At 47.2% G+C, this 21405-nt stretch carries 21 protein-coding genes; 7 read left to right on the top strand and 14 right to left on the bottom strand.

Going from position 1 to position 21405, the window contains the following annotated elements; genetic code table 11:
* Positions 1 to 75: 75 nt before the first annotated feature.
* The 5 genes from groL to LGS26_RS02125 all read right to left on the bottom strand — a co-directional run bounded on the left by groL (position 76) and on the right by LGS26_RS02125 (position 4945).
* Positions 76 to 1710, bottom strand: coding sequence for a chaperonin GroEL (gene groL / locus LGS26_RS02105; protein ID WP_237889017.1), 1635 nt, complete (start codon positions 1708 to 1710; stop codon positions 76 to 78).
* A gap of 76 nt (positions 1711 to 1786) precedes the next feature.
* The gene (groES, locus tag LGS26_RS02110) at positions 1787 to 2077 is read right to left on the bottom strand and encodes a co-chaperone GroES (RefSeq protein ID WP_237889018.1); all 291 of its coding nucleotides are present in this window, start codon (positions 2075 to 2077) and stop codon (positions 1787 to 1789) included.
* A gap of 147 nt (positions 2078 to 2224) precedes the next feature.
* A complete protein-coding gene (lspA, locus tag LGS26_RS02115) occupies positions 2225 to 2758 on the bottom strand; it encodes a signal peptidase II (RefSeq protein ID WP_237889019.1) in 534 nt (177 codons plus the stop codon).
* On the bottom strand, positions 2721 to 4187 hold the full coding sequence (locus LGS26_RS02120) for a M48 family metallopeptidase (RefSeq protein ID WP_237889020.1): 1467 nt from the start codon (positions 4185 to 4187) through the stop codon (positions 2721 to 2723). Before LGS26_RS02120 ends, lspA begins: the two co-directional genes overlap by 38 nt.
* Positions 4151 to 4945 carry an RNA 2'-phosphotransferase family protein gene (locus tag LGS26_RS02125; RefSeq protein WP_237889021.1) on the bottom strand — a complete coding sequence of 265 codons (795 nt, stop codon included), beginning with the start codon at positions 4943 to 4945 and terminating at the stop codon, positions 4151 to 4153. The genes LGS26_RS02120 and LGS26_RS02125 overlap by 37 nt, the downstream gene beginning before the upstream one ends.
* Positions 4946 to 5006: 61 nt before the next feature.
* On the opposite strand from LGS26_RS02125, the gene LGS26_RS02130 reads away from it, so the two are divergent.
* On the top strand, positions 5007 to 5312 hold the full coding sequence (locus tag LGS26_RS02130) for an HNH endonuclease (protein WP_237889022.1): 306 nt from the start codon (positions 5007 to 5009) through the stop codon (positions 5310 to 5312).
* Between the two features lie 8 nt (positions 5313 to 5320).
* On the opposite strand, the gene greA is transcribed toward LGS26_RS02130, so the two are convergent.
* The gene (gene greA / locus LGS26_RS02135) at positions 5321 to 5791 is read right to left on the bottom strand and encodes a transcription elongation factor GreA (RefSeq protein ID WP_237889023.1); all 471 of its coding nucleotides are present in this window, start codon (positions 5789 to 5791) and stop codon (positions 5321 to 5323) included.
* A 174-nt stretch (positions 5792 to 5965) separates the two neighbouring features.
* Here greA and LGS26_RS02140 point away from each other — a divergent pair, with 174 nt between their 5' ends.
* A complete protein-coding gene (locus LGS26_RS02140; RefSeq protein ID WP_237889024.1) occupies positions 5966 to 7222 on the top strand; it encodes a 3-deoxy-D-manno-octulosonic acid transferase in 1257 nt (418 codons plus the stop codon).
* On the opposite strand, the gene LGS26_RS02145 is transcribed toward LGS26_RS02140, so the two are convergent.
* The gene (locus LGS26_RS02145) at positions 7191 to 8000 is read right to left on the bottom strand and encodes a type III pantothenate kinase (RefSeq protein WP_237889025.1); all 810 of its coding nucleotides are present in this window, start codon (positions 7998 to 8000) and stop codon (positions 7191 to 7193) included. The genes LGS26_RS02140 and LGS26_RS02145 overlap by 32 nt on opposite strands.
* Positions 8001 to 8108: 108 nt before the next feature.
* On the opposite strand from LGS26_RS02145, the gene glmS reads away from it, so the two are divergent.
* From glmS to LGS26_RS02170, 5 genes are all read left to right on the top strand, one after another.
* Entirely contained in the window at positions 8109 to 9956 is a 1848-nt protein-coding gene (gene glmS / locus LGS26_RS02150) for a glutamine--fructose-6-phosphate transaminase (isomerizing) (protein WP_237889026.1), read from the top strand.
* Positions 9957 to 9997: 41 nt separating this feature from the next.
* Positions 9998 to 11038 (top strand): NAD-dependent epimerase, encoded by a 1041-nt coding sequence (locus tag LGS26_RS02155; RefSeq protein ID WP_330873317.1) that lies wholly within the window; start codon positions 9998 to 10000, stop codon positions 11036 to 11038.
* 9 nt (positions 11039 to 11047) lie between these two features.
* Positions 11048 to 12382, top strand: a complete 1335-nt coding sequence (locus tag LGS26_RS02160) for a UDP-glucose dehydrogenase family protein (RefSeq protein ID WP_237889027.1) — start codon at positions 11048 to 11050, stop codon at positions 12380 to 12382.
* A 345-nt stretch (positions 12383 to 12727) separates the two neighbouring features.
* The gene (locus LGS26_RS02165) at positions 12728 to 13543 is read left to right on the top strand and encodes a ParA family protein (RefSeq protein WP_330873318.1); all 816 of its coding nucleotides are present in this window, start codon (positions 12728 to 12730) and stop codon (positions 13541 to 13543) included.
* Entirely contained in the window at positions 13540 to 14400 is an 861-nt protein-coding gene (locus LGS26_RS02170) for a ParB/RepB/Spo0J family partition protein (protein WP_237889028.1), read from the top strand. Before LGS26_RS02165 ends, LGS26_RS02170 begins: the two co-directional genes overlap by 4 nt.
* A gap of 264 nt (positions 14401 to 14664) precedes the next feature.
* On the opposite strand, the gene LGS26_RS02175 is transcribed toward LGS26_RS02170, so the two are convergent.
* The 7 genes from LGS26_RS02175 to LGS26_RS02205 form a co-directional block, all read right to left on the bottom strand.
* A complete protein-coding gene (locus LGS26_RS02175) occupies positions 14665 to 14949 on the bottom strand; it encodes a sulfur reduction protein DsrE (protein ID WP_237889029.1) in 285 nt (94 codons plus the stop codon).
* An 18-nt stretch (positions 14950 to 14967) separates the two neighbouring features.
* Positions 14968 to 17238 (bottom strand): type I DNA topoisomerase, encoded by a 2271-nt coding sequence (gene topA / locus LGS26_RS02180; protein WP_237889030.1) that lies wholly within the window; start codon positions 17236 to 17238, stop codon positions 14968 to 14970.
* Between the two features lie 14 nt (positions 17239 to 17252).
* Positions 17253 to 18326 (bottom strand): DNA-processing protein DprA, encoded by a 1074-nt coding sequence (gene dprA / locus LGS26_RS02185; protein ID WP_237889031.1) that lies wholly within the window; start codon positions 18324 to 18326, stop codon positions 17253 to 17255.
* Positions 18327 to 18525: 199 nt separating this feature from the next.
* The gene (gene rpmB, locus LGS26_RS02190; protein WP_237889032.1) at positions 18526 to 18720 is read right to left on the bottom strand and encodes a 50S ribosomal protein L28; all 195 of its coding nucleotides are present in this window, start codon (positions 18718 to 18720) and stop codon (positions 18526 to 18528) included.
* Positions 18721 to 19049: 329 nt separating this feature from the next.
* Positions 19050 to 19466: a hypothetical protein gene (locus LGS26_RS02195; protein WP_237889033.1), complete on the bottom strand. Its 417-nt coding sequence runs from the start codon at positions 19464 to 19466 to the stop codon at positions 19050 to 19052.
* Positions 19467 to 19511: 45 nt separating this feature from the next.
* Complete coding sequence (locus LGS26_RS02200) at positions 19512 to 21152, bottom strand: GSU2204 family CXXCH-containing (seleno)protein (RefSeq protein ID WP_269137063.1); 1641 nt, start codon at positions 21150 to 21152, stop codon at positions 19512 to 19514.
* On the bottom strand, positions 21080 to 21400 hold the full coding sequence (locus LGS26_RS02205) for a hypothetical protein (protein ID WP_237889035.1): 321 nt from the start codon (positions 21398 to 21400) through the stop codon (positions 21080 to 21082). The genes LGS26_RS02200 and LGS26_RS02205 overlap by 73 nt, the downstream gene beginning before the upstream one ends.
* Between the last annotated feature and the right edge of the window lie 5 nt (positions 21401 to 21405).

Here is a 21405-nt window from a genome sequence, read left to right on the forward strand (position 1 = left end):
AGTATGTTGGCAACAAAAAACCCCTTCTTTTTTGATTGAAGGGGTTTTTTGTTGCCAATTGTCGGTATTAACTTATCAATACATGTCAGGCATCCCGCCGCCTGGCATGTTAGCCGCACCCTTTTCTTCTTTCTTTGGTATCTCTGCTATCATTGCCTCAGTGGTAAGTAGTAGGCCCGATACGCTAGCTGCATTTTGTAGGGCTGTACGCGTTACCTTTGTCGGATCAATAATACCAGCTGCCATCAAATCTTCATAGGCGCCGGTTGCAGCATTGAATCCAACCCCATCTTTTTCGGCCTTAACCCTCTCTACCACAATTGACCCTTCATGGCCGGCGTTATTTGCAATCTGACGGAGCGGCTCCTCGATCGCCCTTCTGATTATGTTGATACCATGTTGTTCATCACTATCTTTTGTCTTTAATTTATCAAGGGCCGGGAGTGTCCGCAGGAGTGCTGTGCCGCCACCCGGTACAATTCCTTCTTCTACAGCCGCTCTTGTAGCATTTAGCGCATCCTCAACCCTTGCCTTCTTTTCTTTCATTTCTGTCTCTGTTGCAGCTCCTACGTTTATAACAGCAACGCCTCCGATGAGTTTTGCAAGGCGTTCCTGAAGTTTTTCTCTATCGTAATCAGATGTTGTTTCTTCGATCTGGGCGCGGATCTGCTTTACTCTACCCTCTATCTTTTCTTTGGCACCTGCACCATCAACAATTGTGGTGGTGTCTTTATTGATAACCACTCTCTTGGCTCGTCCAAGATCGCTTATCGATGCATTTTCAAGCTTGATGCCAATATCTTCTGAGATAACCTGGCCGCCTGTTAAGATAGCTATATCCTCAAGCATTGCCTTTCTTCTATCCCCAAAGCCAGGCGCCTTTACGGCACATGCCTGTAATGTGCCGCGGAGTTTGTTTACAACCAATGTAGCAAGGGCTTCACCCTCGGTGTCTTCGGCGATAATGAGGAACGGTTTACCCATCTTTGCTATCTGTTCAAGTATGGGTAAGAGGTCCTTCATATTGCTTATCTTTTTTTCATGGATAAGGATATATGGGTCTTCTAACACACACTCCATTTTTTCGGGGTCGGTTACAAAGTATGGGGAGATATAGCCCCGGTCAAATTGCATACCCTCAACTACCTCAAGCGAGGTCTCCATTGACTTTGCCTCTTCAACAGTTATAACACCTTCCTTGCCGACCTTATCCATGGCCTCGGCTATAATGTTTCCGATGGTGGCATCGTTGTTTGCCGAGATAGTGCCGACTTGAGCTATTTCTTTTTGGTCTTTTGTAGGTTTGCTGATCTTTTTGAGTTCAGAAACCACCACTTCAACAGCCTTGTCTATACCTCTCTTTAGTGCCATTGGGTTTATTCCGGCGGCGACCAGCTTTGAACCCTCGGAATAAATAGCCTGAGCAAGGATTGTGGCTGTTGTGGTACCATCACCTGCTATATCGCTGGTCTTTGATGCCACCTCTTTGACCATTTGGGCGCCCATATTTTCAAATTTATTTTCGAGCTCGATCTCTTTGGCGACCGTAACCCCGTCTTTTGTGATGATTGGGGAGCCAAAGGACTTTTCAATAATAACATTACGCCCTTTTGGACCAAGAGTTACCTTGACTGCATTGGCCAGGGTGTTTACGCCCCTAAGAATGGCTTCTCTGGCCTTTATGTCATATCTTATCTCTTTAGCTGCCATAATATCTAAACCTCCATATTATTGATTTATTGATAATTTTTGATGGTTTTTATTTCTGATTTTTTAGAATAGTGAATTATTCCTCGATGATTCCAAGAATGTCATCTTCTCTCATCATTAAAAAGTCTTCACCGTCTATTTTGATCTCTGTACCTGCGTATTTGCCGAACAGGACCTTGTCACCCTCTTTGACGTCAAGCGGTCTGACCTCGCCATTTTCCATCAATTTACCCTTTCCTACAGCTATCACCTTGCCCTCTATGGGTTTCTCTTTGGCTGTGTCTGGGATGATAATACCACCCTTGGTCACCTCTTTTTCTTCGAGGCGCTTTACCAAAACCCTGTCGTTTAATGGACGGATCTTCATAGCAACCAATCTCCTTTCTTTATTTTTTTGATTTTTTGAAAAGGTTGTTAGCACTCTCCTGGAACGAGTGCTAATATAAATACAAAATTTTGAAATGCAATACCCCTACGCCGTTTTGGGGTTGAATTTAAGATCCAGAGTTTCGGATTAGGATGATGGTTTGCGCGTGAAATGCCATACCAGCAGCGTCCCCCCTATGGTTATGGCCGAATCCGCTATATTGAAGGCAGGCCAATGAAGGTTCCCGATATAAAAATCCAGGAAGTCGATGACATGTCTATATCTTACCCTGTCTATTAAATTACCAAGCGCCCCACCAAAGACAAGAGCGCTTCCCCAAAACAACACCAAGCTTTTGTCTTGAAGGTTTTTGTACAAAAGGACAAGCCCGCAAAGCGCCGTGAAGGCGATGATTTGAAATGTTATGTGGCGCCATTTCTCTGTCCCGGCCATAAAACCAAACGCAACACCGGTATTGGTTATGTATGTAAGATTAAAAAGGCCGGGTATTAGCTGTTTTGTCTCAAACGGAGTCATGTGGGCCATTATTATCGCCTTGCTTACTTGGTCTAGAATTACTATTGTAATGCCAATAAGCAAGAGTAACGGGACAGATGGCCTTTTAAACAATCCCTGTTTCACTTCACTCTCCTGTCTTTTTGGGTGGTTCTTGATTTTCATCGCCCTCACCCTTGCCTTCATTTTTTAATTCTTCATAAAGGCCACTGTTTACCGGCAACTCGGCAATGGCCTTGGCTCGATGATATCTGGCCATTTCTCTATTTCCATTTGCCTTGTAATAGAGATAAAAATAATAATGGGCCTCACCTTTTTCGTTTAAAGGAACAAGGCATCTACCAAGATTAAAATATAGGGCCGGCCGGTCAGGCCAGACATCTTTCAGTGAGCGGAAGATTGTGGCCGCTTCTTTGTATGAGCCTTGTTCTAAATAGGCGCTTGCAAGGTAAAATTTCGCCCTGATGTCTTCTGGGTGGTTTTGACTGTAGGGTGCCAGTGTAGAGATAGCATCTTTATATCTGCCCGCCGTGAAATAGGCAATACCAAGATCGACAACAAATCCTTGGTGATCTTTTGCAATCGACACAAGTCGCTTGAATGCTGCAATGGCATCCTCATATTCTTTAGCAGTTAAGAGTGATTGTGCAAGGCCGTAAAGCAAAAAGATATCGTCGGGATTTGTGCTCAACTCCCTTTTATATCTATTTGCCAAGATGTTTGGGTCGTGTTCGTAGATTTTTGTTTTTATTTGTATCTTTTTGAGTTCGAAGTTGTTTTCCTTTGCTGTCTGTTTGCAAGATCTGCTGGCTATGAGGTCTTCGAGGTAGGTTATTCGCTGGCTGGATGTGGGGTGGGTTTGAAGATAACTTGGGACGGAATCGTTTCCGAGCCAACGGTATTGTTGAATCTTTTTCATGACCTCAATAAGTCCTTTTGGGCTATAACCAGCCTTACACAAGTACTGATATGCCCTTCTGTCGGCCTCTTCTTCGTCTTCCCGGCTGTATTTAAGTCCTATTGTTGCATTTAGCGCCCCTGATGTGGCGAGCACCGCCGACCCAGCCTGTCCACCCCCAAGAAAGAGACCGGCTACAGCCGCCGCAGCGGTTGCTATATTGACCTTTTGCATACTATCCATCCGTCTGGCGATGTGCCTTCCTTGTACGTGCCCCATTTCGTGCGCCAGAACACAGGCAAGCTCATCTTCGTTGTCTACCACCTCCAACAGGCCGGAATTGACAAATATCTCTCCCCCGGGTACGGCGAAGGCATTTATCCCACTGTTTTTTATTACAAAGAATCTGTAATTGAAATATTTGTCGTCTATGGATTTAAGTATGCGTTCCCCAACATCCCTTACATATCCCACAACCTCTGGATCATTTATCAGGGTTACCTGGGTTTCGATGGTCTTTAGAAGTTTTTCTCCAAGCTTACGTTCTTGTTCTATAGACATCATGGCCCAGGATGGTTTTGGTTGTAATGTCGAAACAAAAGAACCTATAAGCATGTATATCAAAAAGACGCAACAGGTCCTTCGGGCCATCGTGGTGGTCACCTTTTCTTTTCGATATGTCTTATATGTTTCCATTCCGGATCTTTGTCTCTAAATCGCCTTTTCTTCTTGTTGTCAAAGAAGGATGGCAATGGCTCGCCTATTTGGGTGTGGAGTTGTTTGTTTAGGGTGTAGCCTCCAATATTTGCTAAGTCTTCAGGTGTGAGCGGGACAGTCATGCTGTTGGTATGTTTGGGTCCATTTCTGACCCTATCCTTTTTGTTTTTTTGTCTTTGTTTAGTCTTTGGCATGTGCTGTAGATTCAACCATTCAGGCCTGACAACATCCACAAGAAACAGATTTTCACCAAACCTTTTAAACTCCGTCCCGCTTTTATCGGCCCTTGACGTTAAGACCTCAAAGACAATGGGTTCATTGTCTTTTCTTTTTCCTATTTTGGCAGCCAGTTCTTTTGAGGCGGAAAGGACGATCCATCTATTGCCGGGCGACGGGAAGAGGCCGTTTCTTAACACATGTTCATACACCTCATTTTTTGCTGGCAGATAGAGGGTTTCAGGTGGTACCGCCGTTTCTGGGACTGGCAGACCTTGTGGATCTTTTGCCCGGACAACTATGCCGTCTGTTTCGAATTTTTTGCGGCCAAAGATATTAAAAAACTGTATAAGTGATTGGGTTGTGATGTAGGAAAAGCCATCTTCCTGATGGAGTGCACTGCGGATTTCTTTTATTTTTATCCATCCTTCATTGTCCGGGACCAATCCGTAAAGGTCGGGGCGTTTTGCCAGCATGGCAAAAAGCATCTTGTCAAGTTTTTTGAGCTCATTCTTGTCCATTTATATAAAATAGGTTAATTTTAATGAAAATCAACCACAAGGTGGTCGGAGGTTGTAAATAGTGTTTTTGTTCGATCTGACCGAAGAGGATGTTCGTAAAGAGAAAAATAAGGCGAAAGAGCTTAGAAACAGCAAGTGGTGGCGCAATAAGCGCGCAAGGGGTGAATGCTATTATTGTCGGCGCAATGTGGGGCCGCAGAACCTTACAATGGATCATATTGTTCCTTTGGCGCGCGGGGGCAAGAGTATAAAAGTCAACCTGGTTCCGGCATGCAGAGAATGCAATAGTAAAAAGAAATATCTCCTTCCAATGGAATGGGAGGGTTATCTTGAGGGGCTCAACAAATCCATTGGCAAGGGGTCTTGAACAGGATTTTATGTAAAAATCTCAGATATTTCATAGTTTCTAATGCCTGCAGGCGTCTTCAATTCCACCTCATCCCCTTGGCGCCTTCCTATCAGCGCCTTGCCTAGTGGAGAGGTTACAGACAGTCGGCCTGCTTGTATGTCGGATTCGTCCGGCCCGACAATCTGATAAACAACTTCTTCGTTTGTATCAAGGTTTATAAGTCTGACTTTTACTCCAAATACTACCCTCTCGCAATCCTGGTCTGAACAATCGATGATGTCGGCCGATGCAAGTTGGTTGTTGAGGTATTGTATCCTTGCTTCGATGTGACCCTGGCGTTCTTTGGCGGCATGGTATTCAGCATTTTCAGACAGATCACCGTGCGCCCTTGCCTCTGCGATGGCCTTGATTACAAGCTGTCTTTCGACCCTTTCTAGTTGTTCCAGTTCTTTTTTTAGTCTTTCATAACCTTCCTTGGTTATTGGTGTACGCTTCACGCCCAACTCCCCTGATCTTTCAGGTTGAAAAGATTCCAAACGATTAATATATATTAATTATAAAAATACCAGAAGAATGTATTGGCGCAAGGGCTGTCTGGTGAGTTAAAATCGACCTTGATGAAATTACTGGGGCAGTCGGTGGCTTATGCCACATACAAAAGATGTTCCGCTATGTTATATAGCATAGCCTATCCTTTTCTGGGGGTGTGGTCAAGGCTTGAGGGGCTGGATGGCCTTCTTGTTGGGCGGCTTGGTAAGATGCCAGGTCTACCCGTTGATACAGGACCATATGATGTCTGGATTCAGGCCGTATCTGTCGGAGAGGTAGCCGTAGCAGAGGCTATTGTTGCGGCGCTAGATAAAAGGGCACCATATCTCAAAATTGCCGTCTCATCCACAACGCCCGCTGGTCTTGCGAGGGCCATGTCTTTCTTATCACATCGTTGCCTGGTCATACCATATCCCCTAGACTTTCCACGGGCGGTGCACAGAGTGGCGGTAGCCATAAGGCCGAAGGTCTATGCACCTATTGAGACAGAGTTGTGGCCCAACATGATCAATGCCGTTCGCGAGACCGGTTCAAGGGTTGTATTGATAAATGGTCGGATATCTACAAGGTCTTTTGGGAGATATAAAAAGATAAGGTGGTTGATAGGTGGATTGTTGCGTGAGTTTTCGCGGGTTTGTGCCATTTCAGAGGTACATGGGAGGCGCTTGATCGAATTGGGGGCGCCCGAGACCTTGGTTGAGGTAACCGGCAATGCAAAATTTGAGGGTCTGATCTCAAGGCCTGATAATGAAAGGGCCGAGGCGCTCCGCTGTCGCATGGGCATAGATGCCTCTGCCCATGTATTTGTGGCTGGCAGTTTGAGGGGAGATGAAGATGGGCTGGTTATAGAGGCATATCGCCTGCTCCTAAGTTCTTTTTCGGGGCTTATGCTTTTTTTGATACCAAGGCATATAAGAAAGGTGTCTTCTATTGCATCGCGGCTGGAGGCTGCAGGTCTACCTTTTCAGCTTTGGAGTAGACTGGAGATGGGGGAGAGGCGCACATCCCAGGTGGTTGTTGTAGATGTAGTTGGACCGTTGTTTGATATTTATGGCATCGCCACGGTTGTGTTTGTTGGCGGCTCACTTGTCCCTAAGGGGGGACAGAACATCATGGAACCTGCGGCATGGGCGCTTCCTGTGATCTATGGGCCATATATGGATAACTTCGAAGAGGCTAAGGCGGCGCTCGATGCCGGTGGTGGTTTTGAGGTCAGAGATGTTGCCGGGCTTGTATCGATTGTTGAGTCATTGCTTAGGACCCCTGCATTCAGAAAGCAGGTTGGTCTGGCAGCTAGAGATGCCTTGATAGGGCTCTCTGGCAATGCTGCAAGCCGTCAGGCCGATGTCATTTTGGAATTGTTGAATCCTGCCGGTTAGCCCGGCTTCTTGTCTTTAGGCCCCTGTAGATAATGGCAAGGCCTTGCAGGGTGAGATCGGGAAGAACTTCTTCTATTGTTGAGCAATAAGGGGCAATAAGCGATGCTAGGCCGCCGGTTGCTATAACGGTAGGTCTCTTAGGAAATTCTTTGGATAGTCGCTCCACCATCCCGTCTGTAAGACCGGCGAATCCATATATGACACCTGATTGGATGGCTGAGTTTGTATCCTGGCCTATGGCGGTCTTTGGTTTGGCAAAGAGTTCTACCCTTGGGAGTCTTGATGTGCCGCGAAACAGTGCCTCTGTCGCAAGCCATATTCCAGGCGCGATTGCGCCACCTAGATATTCGCCTTTCGATGAGACACAGTCGAATGTGATTGCAGTGCCATAGTCGATTATAATGAGCGCCCGTCTGTATTTTTTGTAAGCACCAATGGCATTTACGATGCGGTCTGCCCCGACTTCATATGGCCTTTTATATAGAATCGGCATCCCAAGCGGCATATCTCCTTTTAAGATTATAGCCTCCTTTTTTAAATATTTTGTAGCAAATTCTTCCCAGGGGCGTACAAGAGGCGGCACGACACAGGAAATAATAATATCTTCAATATGGAAAATTTTTATCTCTGCTATCTCGCCTAGCTGGATCAGCAAGGCAGCGAGTTCGTCGGCGGTTGTATGTTTGTTGGTATGGATTCTCCAGTTTCGGACTATTGTTGTACCTTTGATTATCCCTAAGACGGTCTGGGTATTTCCTATATCTACAGCCAAGATCATCTATTAACCCCTTTTTTTCTTAACCAAAATATAATCTTCAAGTAATAGGTTTGCTAGTTTATAATTGCAAAAATTGATATCATCGCAAGCAGCATTGTAGGAGTTGGTATGTGTGGAATTGTCGGATATGTTGGTCATCGGGATGTGCGCTCGGTATTGCTTAAGGGTCTTGGAAGCCTTGAATATAGGGGTTACGACTCCGCAGGGGTTGCCTGGATCGAGGGTGGTGATCTGAGGCTTGTAAGGTGCAAAGGCAAGCTGGATGGTCTTGAAGACAGACTCAGGGGTCACTGTGCCTCGACGGATGGTATAGGGGTTGGCCATACCCGCTGGGCTACGCATGGGGAGCCGAATGAGGTTAATGCCCATCCCCATATAGACTGTACTGGTTCGCTGGTGGTGGTCCATAACGGGATCATCGAGAATTATTATACCTTGCGGCGGTGTTTGTTGGATGAAGGGCATACCTTCCGTTCCAGCACTGATACAGAGGTTATCGCCCACCTGATCGAAAAATATCTGACAGACGGTCGAGATCTGATTCAAGCAGTAAGGCGAGCGCTTTTTGATGTAAGGGGTTCCTATGCCCTTGCTGTCATGTGGAAGGGTGCACCGGACCGACTTGTGGCTGTTCGAAGACAGAGCCCGCTTATCCTAGGGGTTGGAGGGGATGAGGCATTTCTTGCATCCGATATCCCTGCACTCCTGCCCTATACCCGCGACCTGGTCTTTATGGAGGACGGCGACATGGCTATCCTGTCGAGGGGTGGGATAAGATTCTTTTCTCTCGAGACCGGGGAGCCGGTCGACAGGGTGTCACATACCATTTCGTGGGATGCTTCTATGGCTGAAAAGGCAGGATATAAGCATTTTATGTTAAAAGAGATATACGAACAACCCCAGGCGGTCTTGAATACCTTTCTGGGACGCATCAAACCTGGGGTGAGCGATATAACCCTTCCTGAGATAGATCTTTCTTTTGATGTAATAAAAGGACTTAATCGTATAATCTTTCTTGCATGCGGGACATCGTGGCATGCAGGCCTTGTTGCGAGGTATTGGATAGAGAAGTGGGTTGGGATCCCTGTTGAGGTGGAGTTGGCATCCGAGTTTCGCTATAGGCATCCAATCCTTAATGATAAGGTGCTGGTCGTCCCGATCTCGCAGTCAGGAGAGACCGCCGATACCCTTGCGGGGATCAGGATGGTAAAGGCCATGGGATCGCCCGTGCTTTCGATCTGTAATGTTGTCGGCAGTACCATAACCAGGGAAGCTGATGCCACTATTTATACACATGCGGGCCCTGAGATAGGGGTTGCATCAACCAAGGCCTTTACAAGCCAGCTCGCCGCCTTGTTTATATTGGGGTTGTACCTCAGCAAAATAAGAGGGACAATCGCCCGTGATGAACTTGCAACAAAGATTGATGCCCTCGCAGGGCTTCCTGGTCTATTGGAAGGTTACCTTACCTTGTGGCACAAAGAGGCCATGGGTCTTGCAGATGAATTTTATAAGAAGCAGGATTTCCTCTTTCTTGGCCGTGGTTTCATGTTCCCTATAGCCCTTGAGGGCGCATTGAAACTCAAGGAGATATCATATATACATGCCGAAGGTTATGCCGCTGGCGAGATGAAGCACGGGCCCATAGCCTTGATAGATAGGGACATGCCGGTTGTGGCCCTGGCGCCAATGGATCATGTGTATGAAAAGATGATCAGCAATATAGAAGAGGTAAGGTCAAGGCGTGGGATTGTGATAGCCTTTGGTGAAGATGGCGATACCCGTCTTGCGGAGATGGCCAAATATGTGGTATCTGTCCCAAGGCCATCAGATGGTGATATAAATCCATTTCTTTATGTAGTACCTTTACAGCTCATGGCCTATGAGATAGCAGCAGCCAGGGGTTGTGATGTTGATCAGCCGAGGAATCTGGCAAAGAGTGTTACAGTTGAATGATAAGTTTGTCTGTAGCAGGGTCTTAATGAAAGATGGGGTGTATGATACAGAAAGATACAGTGCGTTTTAAAAAAATCTTGGTTACAGGCGCGGCTGGGTTTATAGGTTTCCATCTTTCAAAGCGGCTTTTGCAAGAAGGCAGGGAGGTTATTGGGTTCGACAATTTTAATGACTATTACCCCCCATCCATAAAAGAAGACAGGGCGAGAGAGCTTATCCCGTTTCCTAAATTTAAGATGGTCCGTGCAGATCTCTCCGATAGAGAGGCCATGGCAACCCTCTTTGAATCGGAACGCTTTGATGCAGTGGTAAATCTGGCCGCACAAGCCGGGGTACGCTATTCCGTTGAAAATCCATATTCATATGTTGACACAAATCTCGTTGGTTTTGCAAACGTCCTTGAAGGGTGCCGTCATACCGGTGTGAAACACCTGATCTTTGCATCCTCCAGCTCGGTCTATGGTGCAAATACCAGGCTGCCATTTTCAGTCCATGATAACGTCGATCATCCAATTTCACTCTATGCAGCAACAAAAAAGGCTAACGAGCTTATGGCCCACACATACGCCCATCTCTATGGCCTTCCATCAACCGGCCTGCGTTTTTTTACAGTGTACGGTCCATGGGGGCGACCTGATATGGCGCTTTTTTTGTTCACCAAGGCCATCCTTGAAGATAGACCGATAGACGTCTTTAATTTTGGCAAGATGCGGCGTGATTTTACTTACATAGATGATATAATCGAGGGCGTGATAAGGATTGTGGACAAGGTGCCCGATCCAAACCCAGAATGGAACGGGGCGGCCCCTGATCCGGCAACAAGCTACGCCCCATACAGGATATACAACATAGGGAACAACAAACCGGTTGAGTTGATGTATTTCATAGAGGTTGTTGAACGGTGCCTTGGAAAAAAGGCAAAGAAAAATCTCCTTCCTTTACAACCAGGTGATGTGTCTGTAACCTATGCGGACATATCGGACCTGGAAAGGGATATAGGCTTTAAGCCACAGATACCCCTTGAGGATGGTATTCCAAGGTTTATAGATTGGTACAAAAAATACTACGAGATTGGCGGGTGATTGATCGAGATGCATATTACAGTAATTGGTACGGGGTATGTAGGTCTGGTGGCGGGCGCCGGACTCGCCGATTTCGGGATGCACGTCATCTGTGTGGATAAGGACAAAGATAAGATAGATAAGCTTATTGCTGGTGAAATGCCATTTTATGAACCCGGTCTCAAGGAGTTGGTGGATAGGAATGTTGCAAACAAAAGGCTTTCGTTTTCCATTGAGCTCGCACCGGCGGTTGAACAATCACTAGTTATTTTTTTGGGTGTTGGTACCCCATCCGATGGACGTGGCGGGGTTGATTTGTCTGCCGTCAAGTCGGCGGCGCTTGAGCTTGCATCGGCGGTGAATGATTATAAGGTGGTAGTCACAAAGAGCACGGTCCCTGTGGGCACCAACCGATGGATCAAGGCCCTTATAGATGAGAATAAAAAGCAGCCGGTCGAGGTGGATATTGTTTCAAATCCGGAATTTTTGAGGGAGGGGGCTGCGGTTGAGGACTTTATGCGCCCAAATCGCGTTGTCTTGGGCTCTGATAGCCCAAGGGCGCTTGCTATTGTGAAAGACATATACAGACCCCTGTATCTCATTGAGACACCGTTTGTAGTTACTGGCCTTGAGACCGCTGAAATCATAAAATATGCATCAAATGCCTTTCTCGCCACCAAGATATCCTTCATCAATGAGGTGGCAAACCTGTGCGAAAAGGCCGGCGCGGATGTCCACGATGTTGCAAGGGCGATGGGGCTTGATAGGCGCATCGGCCCTAAATTCCTTCACCCTGGTCCTGGCTTCGGCGGTTCATGTTTTCCAAAGGATACAGAGGCATTTGTCAAGATGGGGAGGGATCTTGGGTCTCCATTGAGGATTGTTGAGGCGGTCATGGATGTGAATGCCGCACAGAAAGACCGTATGGTTGAAAAGACCGAGGCGATACTTGGCGGAGAGCTTGGCGGTAGAAAGATAGCGGTCCTGGGTCTTTCTTTTAAACCCAATACAAGCGATATACGTGAGGCGCCGGCCATTCATCTGGTAGATGCCTTTATCAAAAAGGGGGCGAGGGTATCTGCCTATGATCCAGCGGCAATGAATGAATTCAAGCGCATATTCAGCGTTGACCAGGTCGCCTATACCTCTGACCCATATGAGGCCGTAGAGGGGGCGGATGTCATGGTGCTGGTCACGGAATGGAATGAGTTTAGAAATCTCGATCTGATGAAGGTCAAGGAGCTTATGGCGACCCCTGCGATTGTGGACCTGAGAAACGTATATGACCCGTTCAAGGTAAGGGAGATCGGGTTCTGTTACAGCTGTGTTGGAAGGGGCGTGTCTTCGTCGGGATTGTGTCAATAACGATCGTGGGGTACCAAAAAAATCTGTTGCAAAATTACGCCATCCCTACATACCTTTTGTTTTTTTGAGGGGGACAACTGGAATCTGGCTTTACAAAGACAGTAAGTCAGGCGAATCCGTGATAAACCTTTCCAGGTCGGACGGATTGTCAATATCTGGAATCCACATAGAAGAGAGCGATTTTAACTGAGGCCAAGGGAATCCCGGGGTCCATATCAACGACATCAAAATGTCATAGTCACCCTTGAGAGACCGATGTTTCGGCAATTAATGATCGCTGGTAAAGATATCAAAAAATATCAATCGTCATACCCCCTTGCTCTCTGGAAATATGAATGAACCGGCATGAATTATGTTTCACGTGAAACAATGACAAACCTATCTTCCCAAAGGACATCCATTATAGCAATAGCAAATCAGAAGGGCGGCGTAGGAAAAACTACGACCGCTGTCAATCTGGCCGCAGGCCTTGCCATGCTCGGACAGTCAGTGTTGCTTGTGGACTGTGACGCACAGGGAAACGCCACCAGTGGTATGGGTCTTTCATCGCGCCAAATTGATCCGCATCTGTATCACATGCTTGTTGGGACCTCTGGCTCGGCCGGTGTGGTGCGTCATACGGCCGTGGCGAATCTAGACATCCTGCCTTCCAATACCGACCTTGTCGGAATAGAACTTGATCTGGCCGAGAGGCAGGAGAGGGAAGGTGTATTAAAGAATGCACTCAGTGGTCTCGATCATTACGATTTTATTATCCTAGATTGCCCACCTTCGTTGGGGCTTATGACCATAAATGCCCTTGTTGCATCAAATGCAGTACTCATACCACTCCAGTGCGAATACTTCGCCCTTGAAGGCCTTAGCCAGCTGGTTCAGACCATCCGTCTTGTAAAACACAATTTTAATCCGATGTTGCACATAGAAGGGATATTGCTTACGATGTATGATCACCGTATCCGCCTTGGCTATCAGGTTGCCATGGAGGTCAGGACCCATTTTAGGGATTTGGTCTATAGAGCGACTATTCCCAGAAATATAAGGCTTAGTGAGAGCCCAAGCCACGGACAGCCCATATTTTTGTATGATCCGAGATCCAAAGGCGCAGAGGCATATCTTTCGTTTGCCAGGGAGTTTCTTTCAAGACATAGGAGGGGTTTATGAAGTTTAAAGGGGGACTTGGTAAGGGGCTCGGCGCCCTTATTGCTGAAGGTGATATTTATGACGCAGGCAGCCCTGGTTTTTTCCAGTGTCCGATAGAAAAGATCCATCCCAACCCGAATCAGCCGAGGAAGGAGATGAATGGCGCCGCCCTTGAAGGCCTTGCGGCATCCATAAAAGAGAAAGGGGTGCTTCAGCCGCTTGTTGTAAGGGAGGTCTCATCCGGTCGGTATGAGATCGTTGCTGGAGAGAGGCGATGGCGGGCTGCCCAGATGGCCGGGTTAAAGACCATCCCTGTGGTGATAAAAGATGTAAGTCCCAACGAGGTCTTGGAGCTTGCGCTTATCGAGAACATCCAGAGGCAGGATTTGAACCCGCTTGAGGAGGCGATGGCCTATAAGAGGCTTGTGGATGAAGTGGGGCTTACACAGGCCCAGGTTGCCTCGAGGGTGGGTCGAGATAGGGCTACAGTCGCCAATTTTTTGAGGCTGTTGCAGCTTCCGGACTATGCACAGAGGGATCTTGTGGAGGGTAGGCTCACTATGGGGCATGCTCGTACACTCTTGATGGCAAACGATGCAGATACCATGCGCATGATGAGGGATCAGATCGTCTCAAAAGGGCTTTCGGTGAGACAGGCAGAGGACCTTGCTAGAAGGCTTTTATTGCGTGGCGCTGGAAGGAAGGCAAGACAACCTTCTATTTCTGACCCTGACATAGAAGGTATTGCAAAGGAACTTAGTGCCTCCCTTGGCCTTACCGTGAAGATATCCCATGGACAAAAAGGTGGCCGTATAGAGATACGCTACAAGGACCTCGATGAGTTTGAACGGATCAGATACATTTTAAAGGCCGTATAAACAGCTATAATTTCTTGGAAAGATTCCAAATTGCCCCTTCCATGGTGTTTAATCCATCCTGTCAAGGTATGGAAGGGAGATTTAAATCCATTTCCAAATCCTTTCTCCAAAGGGGTAAAAGACAACTTCCGATGTAGGATAAAAATTAATCCCCTTGATGTGGAGAGGGACAGATTGATGGTGGTTATCTCGCGCCTTACTGTCGAACAAAATCGTTAATCTTGGAGATTTTTTAAAATGTCAGCACCCTATCGCTTTCGGCGATCAACCGGTACAGGTCGGCCTGTTTGGCCCTTTTGTGATATCCTTCCTCCACGCCGTGGAGGTCAAGGAGCTTGCCTCAGGAAGCAAGGCGCCTTCGGATAGAGTGAACAGTTTGGCGAGATTGGTCAGGGGGTATCTTTCCGAGGCCAATATCTGGTAGTTGACAGACGGGCCATTAAGAAAGATGGTGACATCATCCATCTGCTCGAGCATTAGATTTCCCATGCGAAAGGCATTCCAGAGGATCTCAGGATCACCACTGCATGCCATCAATGTTACTTTCATGACAGCTCCTCCTTTTTGTTATTGTGCCTCTTTTTTATAGCCGCAGCCTTTAACTGGGCACCTCAGCGTCCTTTTCCCGTCCCTCCCGATCTTTGCGACCAATATGGGCGAGCCACAGTTAGGGCATTTTTCATTAACCGGTTCATCCCAACTTACATATTGGCACTCTGGATATCTGTTACAGCTATAAAAGGTGCGGCCAGTCTTAGATCTCTTTTTTACTATCTGTCCGCTGCATCCTGGATTTGGACATGGCACACCGGTTGTTAGGGGTTTTGTGTTTTTGCATTCAGGATAGCCTGAACAGGCGATGAATTCACCAAATCTTCCCTTTTTCACCACCATCGGACGCCCGCATTTTTCGCATATTCCAGCCGATGGATGGGATGTCTCCTTGCCTATTGGTTTTATTTGACCCCTTTCATCCCTTGTGAAGTCGCTTGTATTTTTACAGACAGGATAGGCTGAGCAAGCAAGAAATTCCCCTGTCTTCCCATATTTAATGACCATCGGGGCACCGCATTTGTCGCACTTAATGGCGGTTTCTATGCCGACCCACTTTATTGACTTCATCTCGGTCTTTGCAGTATCAAGGCTCTCTTTAAATGGGGCGTAAAACCCCTTTAGGACCTCAAGCCATGACAATTTTCCCTCTTCGATCTCATCGAGCTGTCTTTCCATATCGGCCGTAAATCCTGTATCGAGTATGCCTGAGAAATGTCCAACCAGGAGGTCTGTAACTATAAAACCAAGCTCCGTCGGCAAAAGATGCCCTTGTTCCATGCGGACATATTCCTTTTCTTGAATGGTCGAAAGGATTGTTGCATATGTGCTTGGCCTGCCTATACCCTTTTCTTCGAGGGTTTTGATAAGGCTTGCCTCTGTGTATCTGGGCGGAGGCTGGGTGAAGTGTTGCTTTGGAATGATATCTATGAGGTCCAGATTTTCACCTTCGGAAAGGGGTGGGAGATCAACCGGACCTGTATCGTCATCGGCACCTACCTGTTCATCTTTTTTCTCCGAGTACATGGCGGTAAAACCGAGAAATCTCATTATTGAGCCAGTAATTTTCAGCATATAGGGCCCTGCCTCTATGTCCACTTGTGTTTGGTCCAATATTGCAGGGGCCATTTGGGACGCTACAAATCTCTTCCAGATGAGTTCGTAGAGTGCGAGGGCATCCTTGGAAAGGTATGTAGTCATGGCCTCGGGTGTCCTTAAGATAGATGTGGGTCTTATGGCCTCATGGGCGTCCTGGGCCAATCTGCCTGTTTTGTAGCTCGGCGCCTTGGGCGGCACATAATCCTTTCCAAACATCTCTTTTATGAAGTCCCTGGCTGCATCGACGGCTTCACTAGCAAGTCTTGTAGAGTCTGTCCTCATGTAGGTGATAAGACCTACAGGGCCTTCTTCGCCGATGTCTATGCCCTCATATAGCATCTGCGCGATGGTCATGGTCTTCTTCGCCGAAAACCTGAGTCTTCTGGCTGCCTCTTGCTGAAGCGTGCTGGTTATAAATGGAGGGGCAGGCTGACGCCTCTTTTCTTTTTTTTGTATCTTTAAGACCTTGAACGCGGCGTTTTTTAGAAAGTCCGCTATTTCTCTTGCGGCATCTTCGTTGTTGATGATAAGCTTTTTGCCATTTTTTGCCGTTACCCTTGCAACAAATTCAGGTGGATGTCCGGCTTTGAGTTTCACCTGGATGGTCCAGTATTCCTCAGGGACAAATGTACGTATCTCTCTTTCCCTGTCGCACACAATCCTTACAGCCACTGACTGGACCCTGCCGGCCGAAAGACCTCTTTTTACCTTGTCCCAGAGTATCGGGGATATCTGGTAACCAACCAGTCTGTCAAGTATGCGCCTTGCCTGCTGTGATTCGAATTTGTTTTTGTTCAATTCTACAGGGGCACTTATGGCCTCCTTTATCCCCTTTTCTGTGAGCTCTCTGAATAGCACTCTGTGGAATTTCACCGGTTTTTTGCCGTTTCCTGCAAGTTCGTCAGCTATATGCCACGCTATCGCCTCTCCTTCACGGTCAGGATCAGGTGCCAAGTATATATCCTGTACGCCTGAGGCGGCTGCCTTGAGTTCCTTTAAGACCTTGGCCTTGCCCCGAATCGTCTCATAATGCGGGGTAAAGTCGTTTTCGATATCAACGCCGAGCGACTTGGCTGGAAGATCCTTGATATGACCAAGGGATGCCCTTACATCAAAACCATTTCCGAGGTATCGTTTTATTGTTCGGACCTTTGTCGGAGATTCAACGATAATAAGACTCTTGCCCATTATATTTTTAGTCCTTATTTTTTTTGATACATTTGGCCAGGCAGGACCTGGATGAGGTCTTTCAGCTCCATCTGTAGCAATATGCCGTTTACCTGGGCGACCGGAAGGCCGCTTGAATGTACAATTTCATCTATGTGTACCGGATAAGCGTCGAGCATATTATATAAAAGCCTCTCTTCCGGCCCTAGAGACATAATATTGGGCCTGTTCGGCACATCGGGTTCTGCATGGCCGGTCTGAAAGATACAGAAACCATCGAGTATATCTGTTGCATTTTCAACTAATCGTGCACCTTGCTTTATAAGCCAATGGCTTCCTGTGCTCCCGTTTGAGTAAATACTGCCTGGAACCGCCATCACCTCTCGGCCCTGTTCGAGTGCGCAGGATGCAGTGATCAGGGAGCCGCTCTTAAGGCCTGCCTCGATTACTACAACTGCCAGACAGAGTCCGCTTATTATTCTGTTCCGTATAGGGAAGTTTTTCGGCTCCGGCGCTGTACCGGGCGGAAATTCGGTTATGATAGCGCCACTTGATGTTATGCGCTTAATAAAGGCCTTGTCGTGCCTGGGATATGGCACATCTATACCGCATCCCTTTACAGCTATGGTGACGCCACCTGATTTGAGTGTGGCCTCATGGGCCGCAAAGTCTATGCCAGGGGCAAGTCCAGAGACCACCGTAATTCCTTTTTCGGCAAGCCCGGATGCGATCTCGCTGGCCGCCTTGATGCCATATGCACTGGCCTTCCTGGAGCCGATTACTGCAACAGCCTTGCCGTTGAGGACATTGCGGTCTCCAAGCCCATATAGTATGGCCGGTGGATCAGGTATCTGCCCCAGGGGTTTTGGGTATTCTTTATCGCGATAGGTTATCGTCCAAACCCCAAGCCCTTCAATCGTCTCCATGCAACGTTTGTGGAGACGCCAATCCGGACCAGCCAAAATGGCATTTTTGAGTCTGATAGAGAGCCACCCGGTAGCGTCGAGTTCAGAGGTCTGTGCCTTCAGCACAGCCTCTGGCGAGCCGAAATGGTCCACCAATCTCCTGAGGGTAATGCTCCCTATGCCGGGCACAATCTGCAGAGCCACCCATGGACTAATTGCGTTGGATTGATATTTGAGCATTTTGACCGCTGCAGTATTTGTGGAAGGATCTGGTGGTATGTATGACATGCGAGAGACTAAAAAAGAGTTTTTATCTCGCGTCAAGCAGATATCACCAACCAGGTCATTTTAATGGATTCAGCAGGTCGTAGCAGATATCACCAACCATCGTTAATTTGGTTTGTTATATTGTAGGTTTTACAACTCGCCCCGAACGAATACACTGAGTACAAACGCGGATGTGCCGCGTCTGGCCATTTACAAGGGCCTTGACGCGTTGCAGGTTTGGAAGCCAACGCCTTAGGGTGCGGTTGTTGGCATGGCTTACCTTGCAGCCTATTCCAGGTCTTTTACCGCATATTTCGCATGTCTTGGACATAGAGACCTCTTAAAAATAGGGATTTTGATTTTAGGCTATATAAACCGATCAGATCCTAAATGCAAGCATTTCCATTATCTTAAAACAATTTGGCGGCGACAAACCGCTGTTGCGATTAAATCCTGTTCCTGATTACAAGACCGATATTGTGCGCACATTCCGTCGTCCATCACATGATCGGGCCAGAGGGCCGCAATTTATTTAAATCGCGAAAGGCGGATATCTTCAAAAAGATAACCAATTATTTCTTGCGGGCGGTTAGATGTCTATGCGTCTATAGGGCTGGATAAGAGGGGCGGACGATCCGCCCCTCTTGGGGCAAGAAAGACTCAGAACCTGTAGGTCAGGACCCCTAGAACGGACTGGACCTCAGTGCCTTGATCGCCATAAACGTATGGTTCTTTGTCTGTAAATTTGTCATAGAAATAGTGCAACCCCAGCCCAATGGTATTTGTAAGGCGATAGGTTGCACCAAATGTGAAATCGAATTCTGAGAAGTCGAGATTTGAATAGTTTTGTATGCCGTTTATGTATGCAACATCATAGAGATATGGCATGTTGGGATTGAGAGAACTGACATTATAATCAAGCTTTACATCCCCTGTTGGATACATGCTTGCAAAGAAGAAGTCCTTAATGCTGCCCATGCCTTTTGTGTAGCTCAGGGTGGCGTTTAGGCCGATCTTCGGCGCCGGTTTGATGTCTGTACCAACCATAAAGGTGTGTGCCTCTGTCCTGTAGTTCATATTAGTGTGTTCAGAGCCAAACTGGCTCGATGTTATGAGGTTCCCTCACCCGTCATAGACGGCTATGCAATACATGGACTCGTATTTGTCGTAGAAATAGTTATAGCCTGCACTGAAGGCCATCTTTTCGTTCGGAGCCAGCACCAGGTTCAATCCGCCGGTGAAGAGATTCTGATGCCAATCTCTGCCGTCTACCTCGTTATTGTTTCCTATGCGGTATTTTGCATAGAGGTTTGTAAAGAGTATTTGGATGGGCGACCACCCTGCCTTGAGCCCTATTTCATGAAGCCTGTTGGGCATATTGCTCCTTGTCCCAGTTCTTGCATCATAGATATTGGGTGCATAGGTTCTGTAATAATTCCAGTTGTCTGTGGCCGGACCAGCATAGGTGGCAAATTGTCCGCTAGGGGCGCACACTGCCTTGTAAAGGGCATAGACATCGTTTGCAAGCATAAGCTTATATCCAAGGTTGAACCTGGGCCCATTGTTTAACTGCCAGTCCCCGGCAAGTCTAAATATGTGTTCATCTGTGTCGTGCGGTACATTGTGCTCCTTATTGTTTTCTCTTTCTTCCCGACGATATTCATAGCCGCCCATGATTGCAATCGTGCAGCTGAGCTTGTAGGTCAGATCAACGCCGCCTGTATAGAGGTTCAGGTCATAGCCCGATTTTCTTGTAAAATCGTATGTTGAAAAGGGTTCGTTTTTAAATGCATCAATCTGTCTCTGGTCGTTTACGTTTATGAAGACGTTGTCGTTGTTGAGTGTTTGATATCTTACTTGCGCAGTCAAGGACAATTTTTTGGTTATGCGGCTATGTATCTTGGCGAAGAGCGAGCCGCTCTTAAGATCAAGGTCTTTGCCGTAATTGCCCAGGAGTGCATTGTATGATGAATCTGTGCCTCGGTTTGTGCTCACAGAATATACAGCCCCGGCCATTACGGTATTCTTCTTGTCTATATCGTAGCGTAGTTTTAGGCTGTGGCTGTCTTTGGTAGACTCTGGCGTGCGGTCGAATGGAAGCGCACCGTATGTCCCGTCGAACTGGAGTTTCGGGCCGAAGGGTGCAACGTGTGCACTTGCTAACTTATTATAATTATTATACATTTTGTCGCCGCTGTCATCAAATTCCCTGTGCATATATGAATAGTCTATTACAAGGGCCTCAAGTCTCAGAGAGAGTTTGGGTATGAAATCATTCGTGAGTTCATTTATATCTTTTGAATAGGCCTCTATATGACATGCTGAACACTTGCTCATGGTGCGCGACTGGACACAGCCTGTCCTTTTTTCCATTCTGTGATCAAAACCGAGTTTCAGTTCTGGTATCTGGGGTATATTGAAGACTATGCGGCTGTTCCACTCGGAGCGGGTAACCGAATAGTCATCTCCTGGTCCGTGATCCGTGTAATATACGGCGGCGGCCCCTATTATGCTCTGTCCGGCGGTTATGGCTGTGCCGTCAGGATTTTTCCCGGGGATTGGGCTTGAAAAAGGTAATCCTACAGGGGCGCCTGGCGTGCCTGCCCCTTTAAATATGTGTGCTTCAAGATTTTCCAGTTTGTCATGGTCTAGGCGGTGCATGAATTTGTTGTAGTCGGTCTTGTAAAGGATTATTCGATTAAGCGAGAGATCGCCCCTATACTCCTGGTCTTCCGAATCTTGATATCTTGCAGAGCCATCCAGGTCAAGATTGCCCCCCTATATTTGAATCTGCCGTTAAGGTCCCAGTTCGAACCTTTATCATAGATGCTTTGATATTCAGCGGCGCCCTTGGCCCCCTGCTCCTTTCCTTTCAGTTTGTCGTTTAAAGAGCCGCCGACCGTTATTTCACCCTCGATCGGTTTTTCATCATCCGCCAAGACCGGCGTGAAACAGATAAACAAAAGACCGACAGCGATTATCAAGTAAAGATAAACATTACTCATGTTCATGTCCT

Origin of the sequence: Dissulfurimicrobium hydrothermale, from assembly GCF_022026155.1 — a bacterium.
Taxonomy (GTDB): Bacteria; Desulfobacterota; Dissulfuribacteria; order Dissulfuribacterales; family Sh68; genus Dissulfurimicrobium; species Dissulfurimicrobium hydrothermale.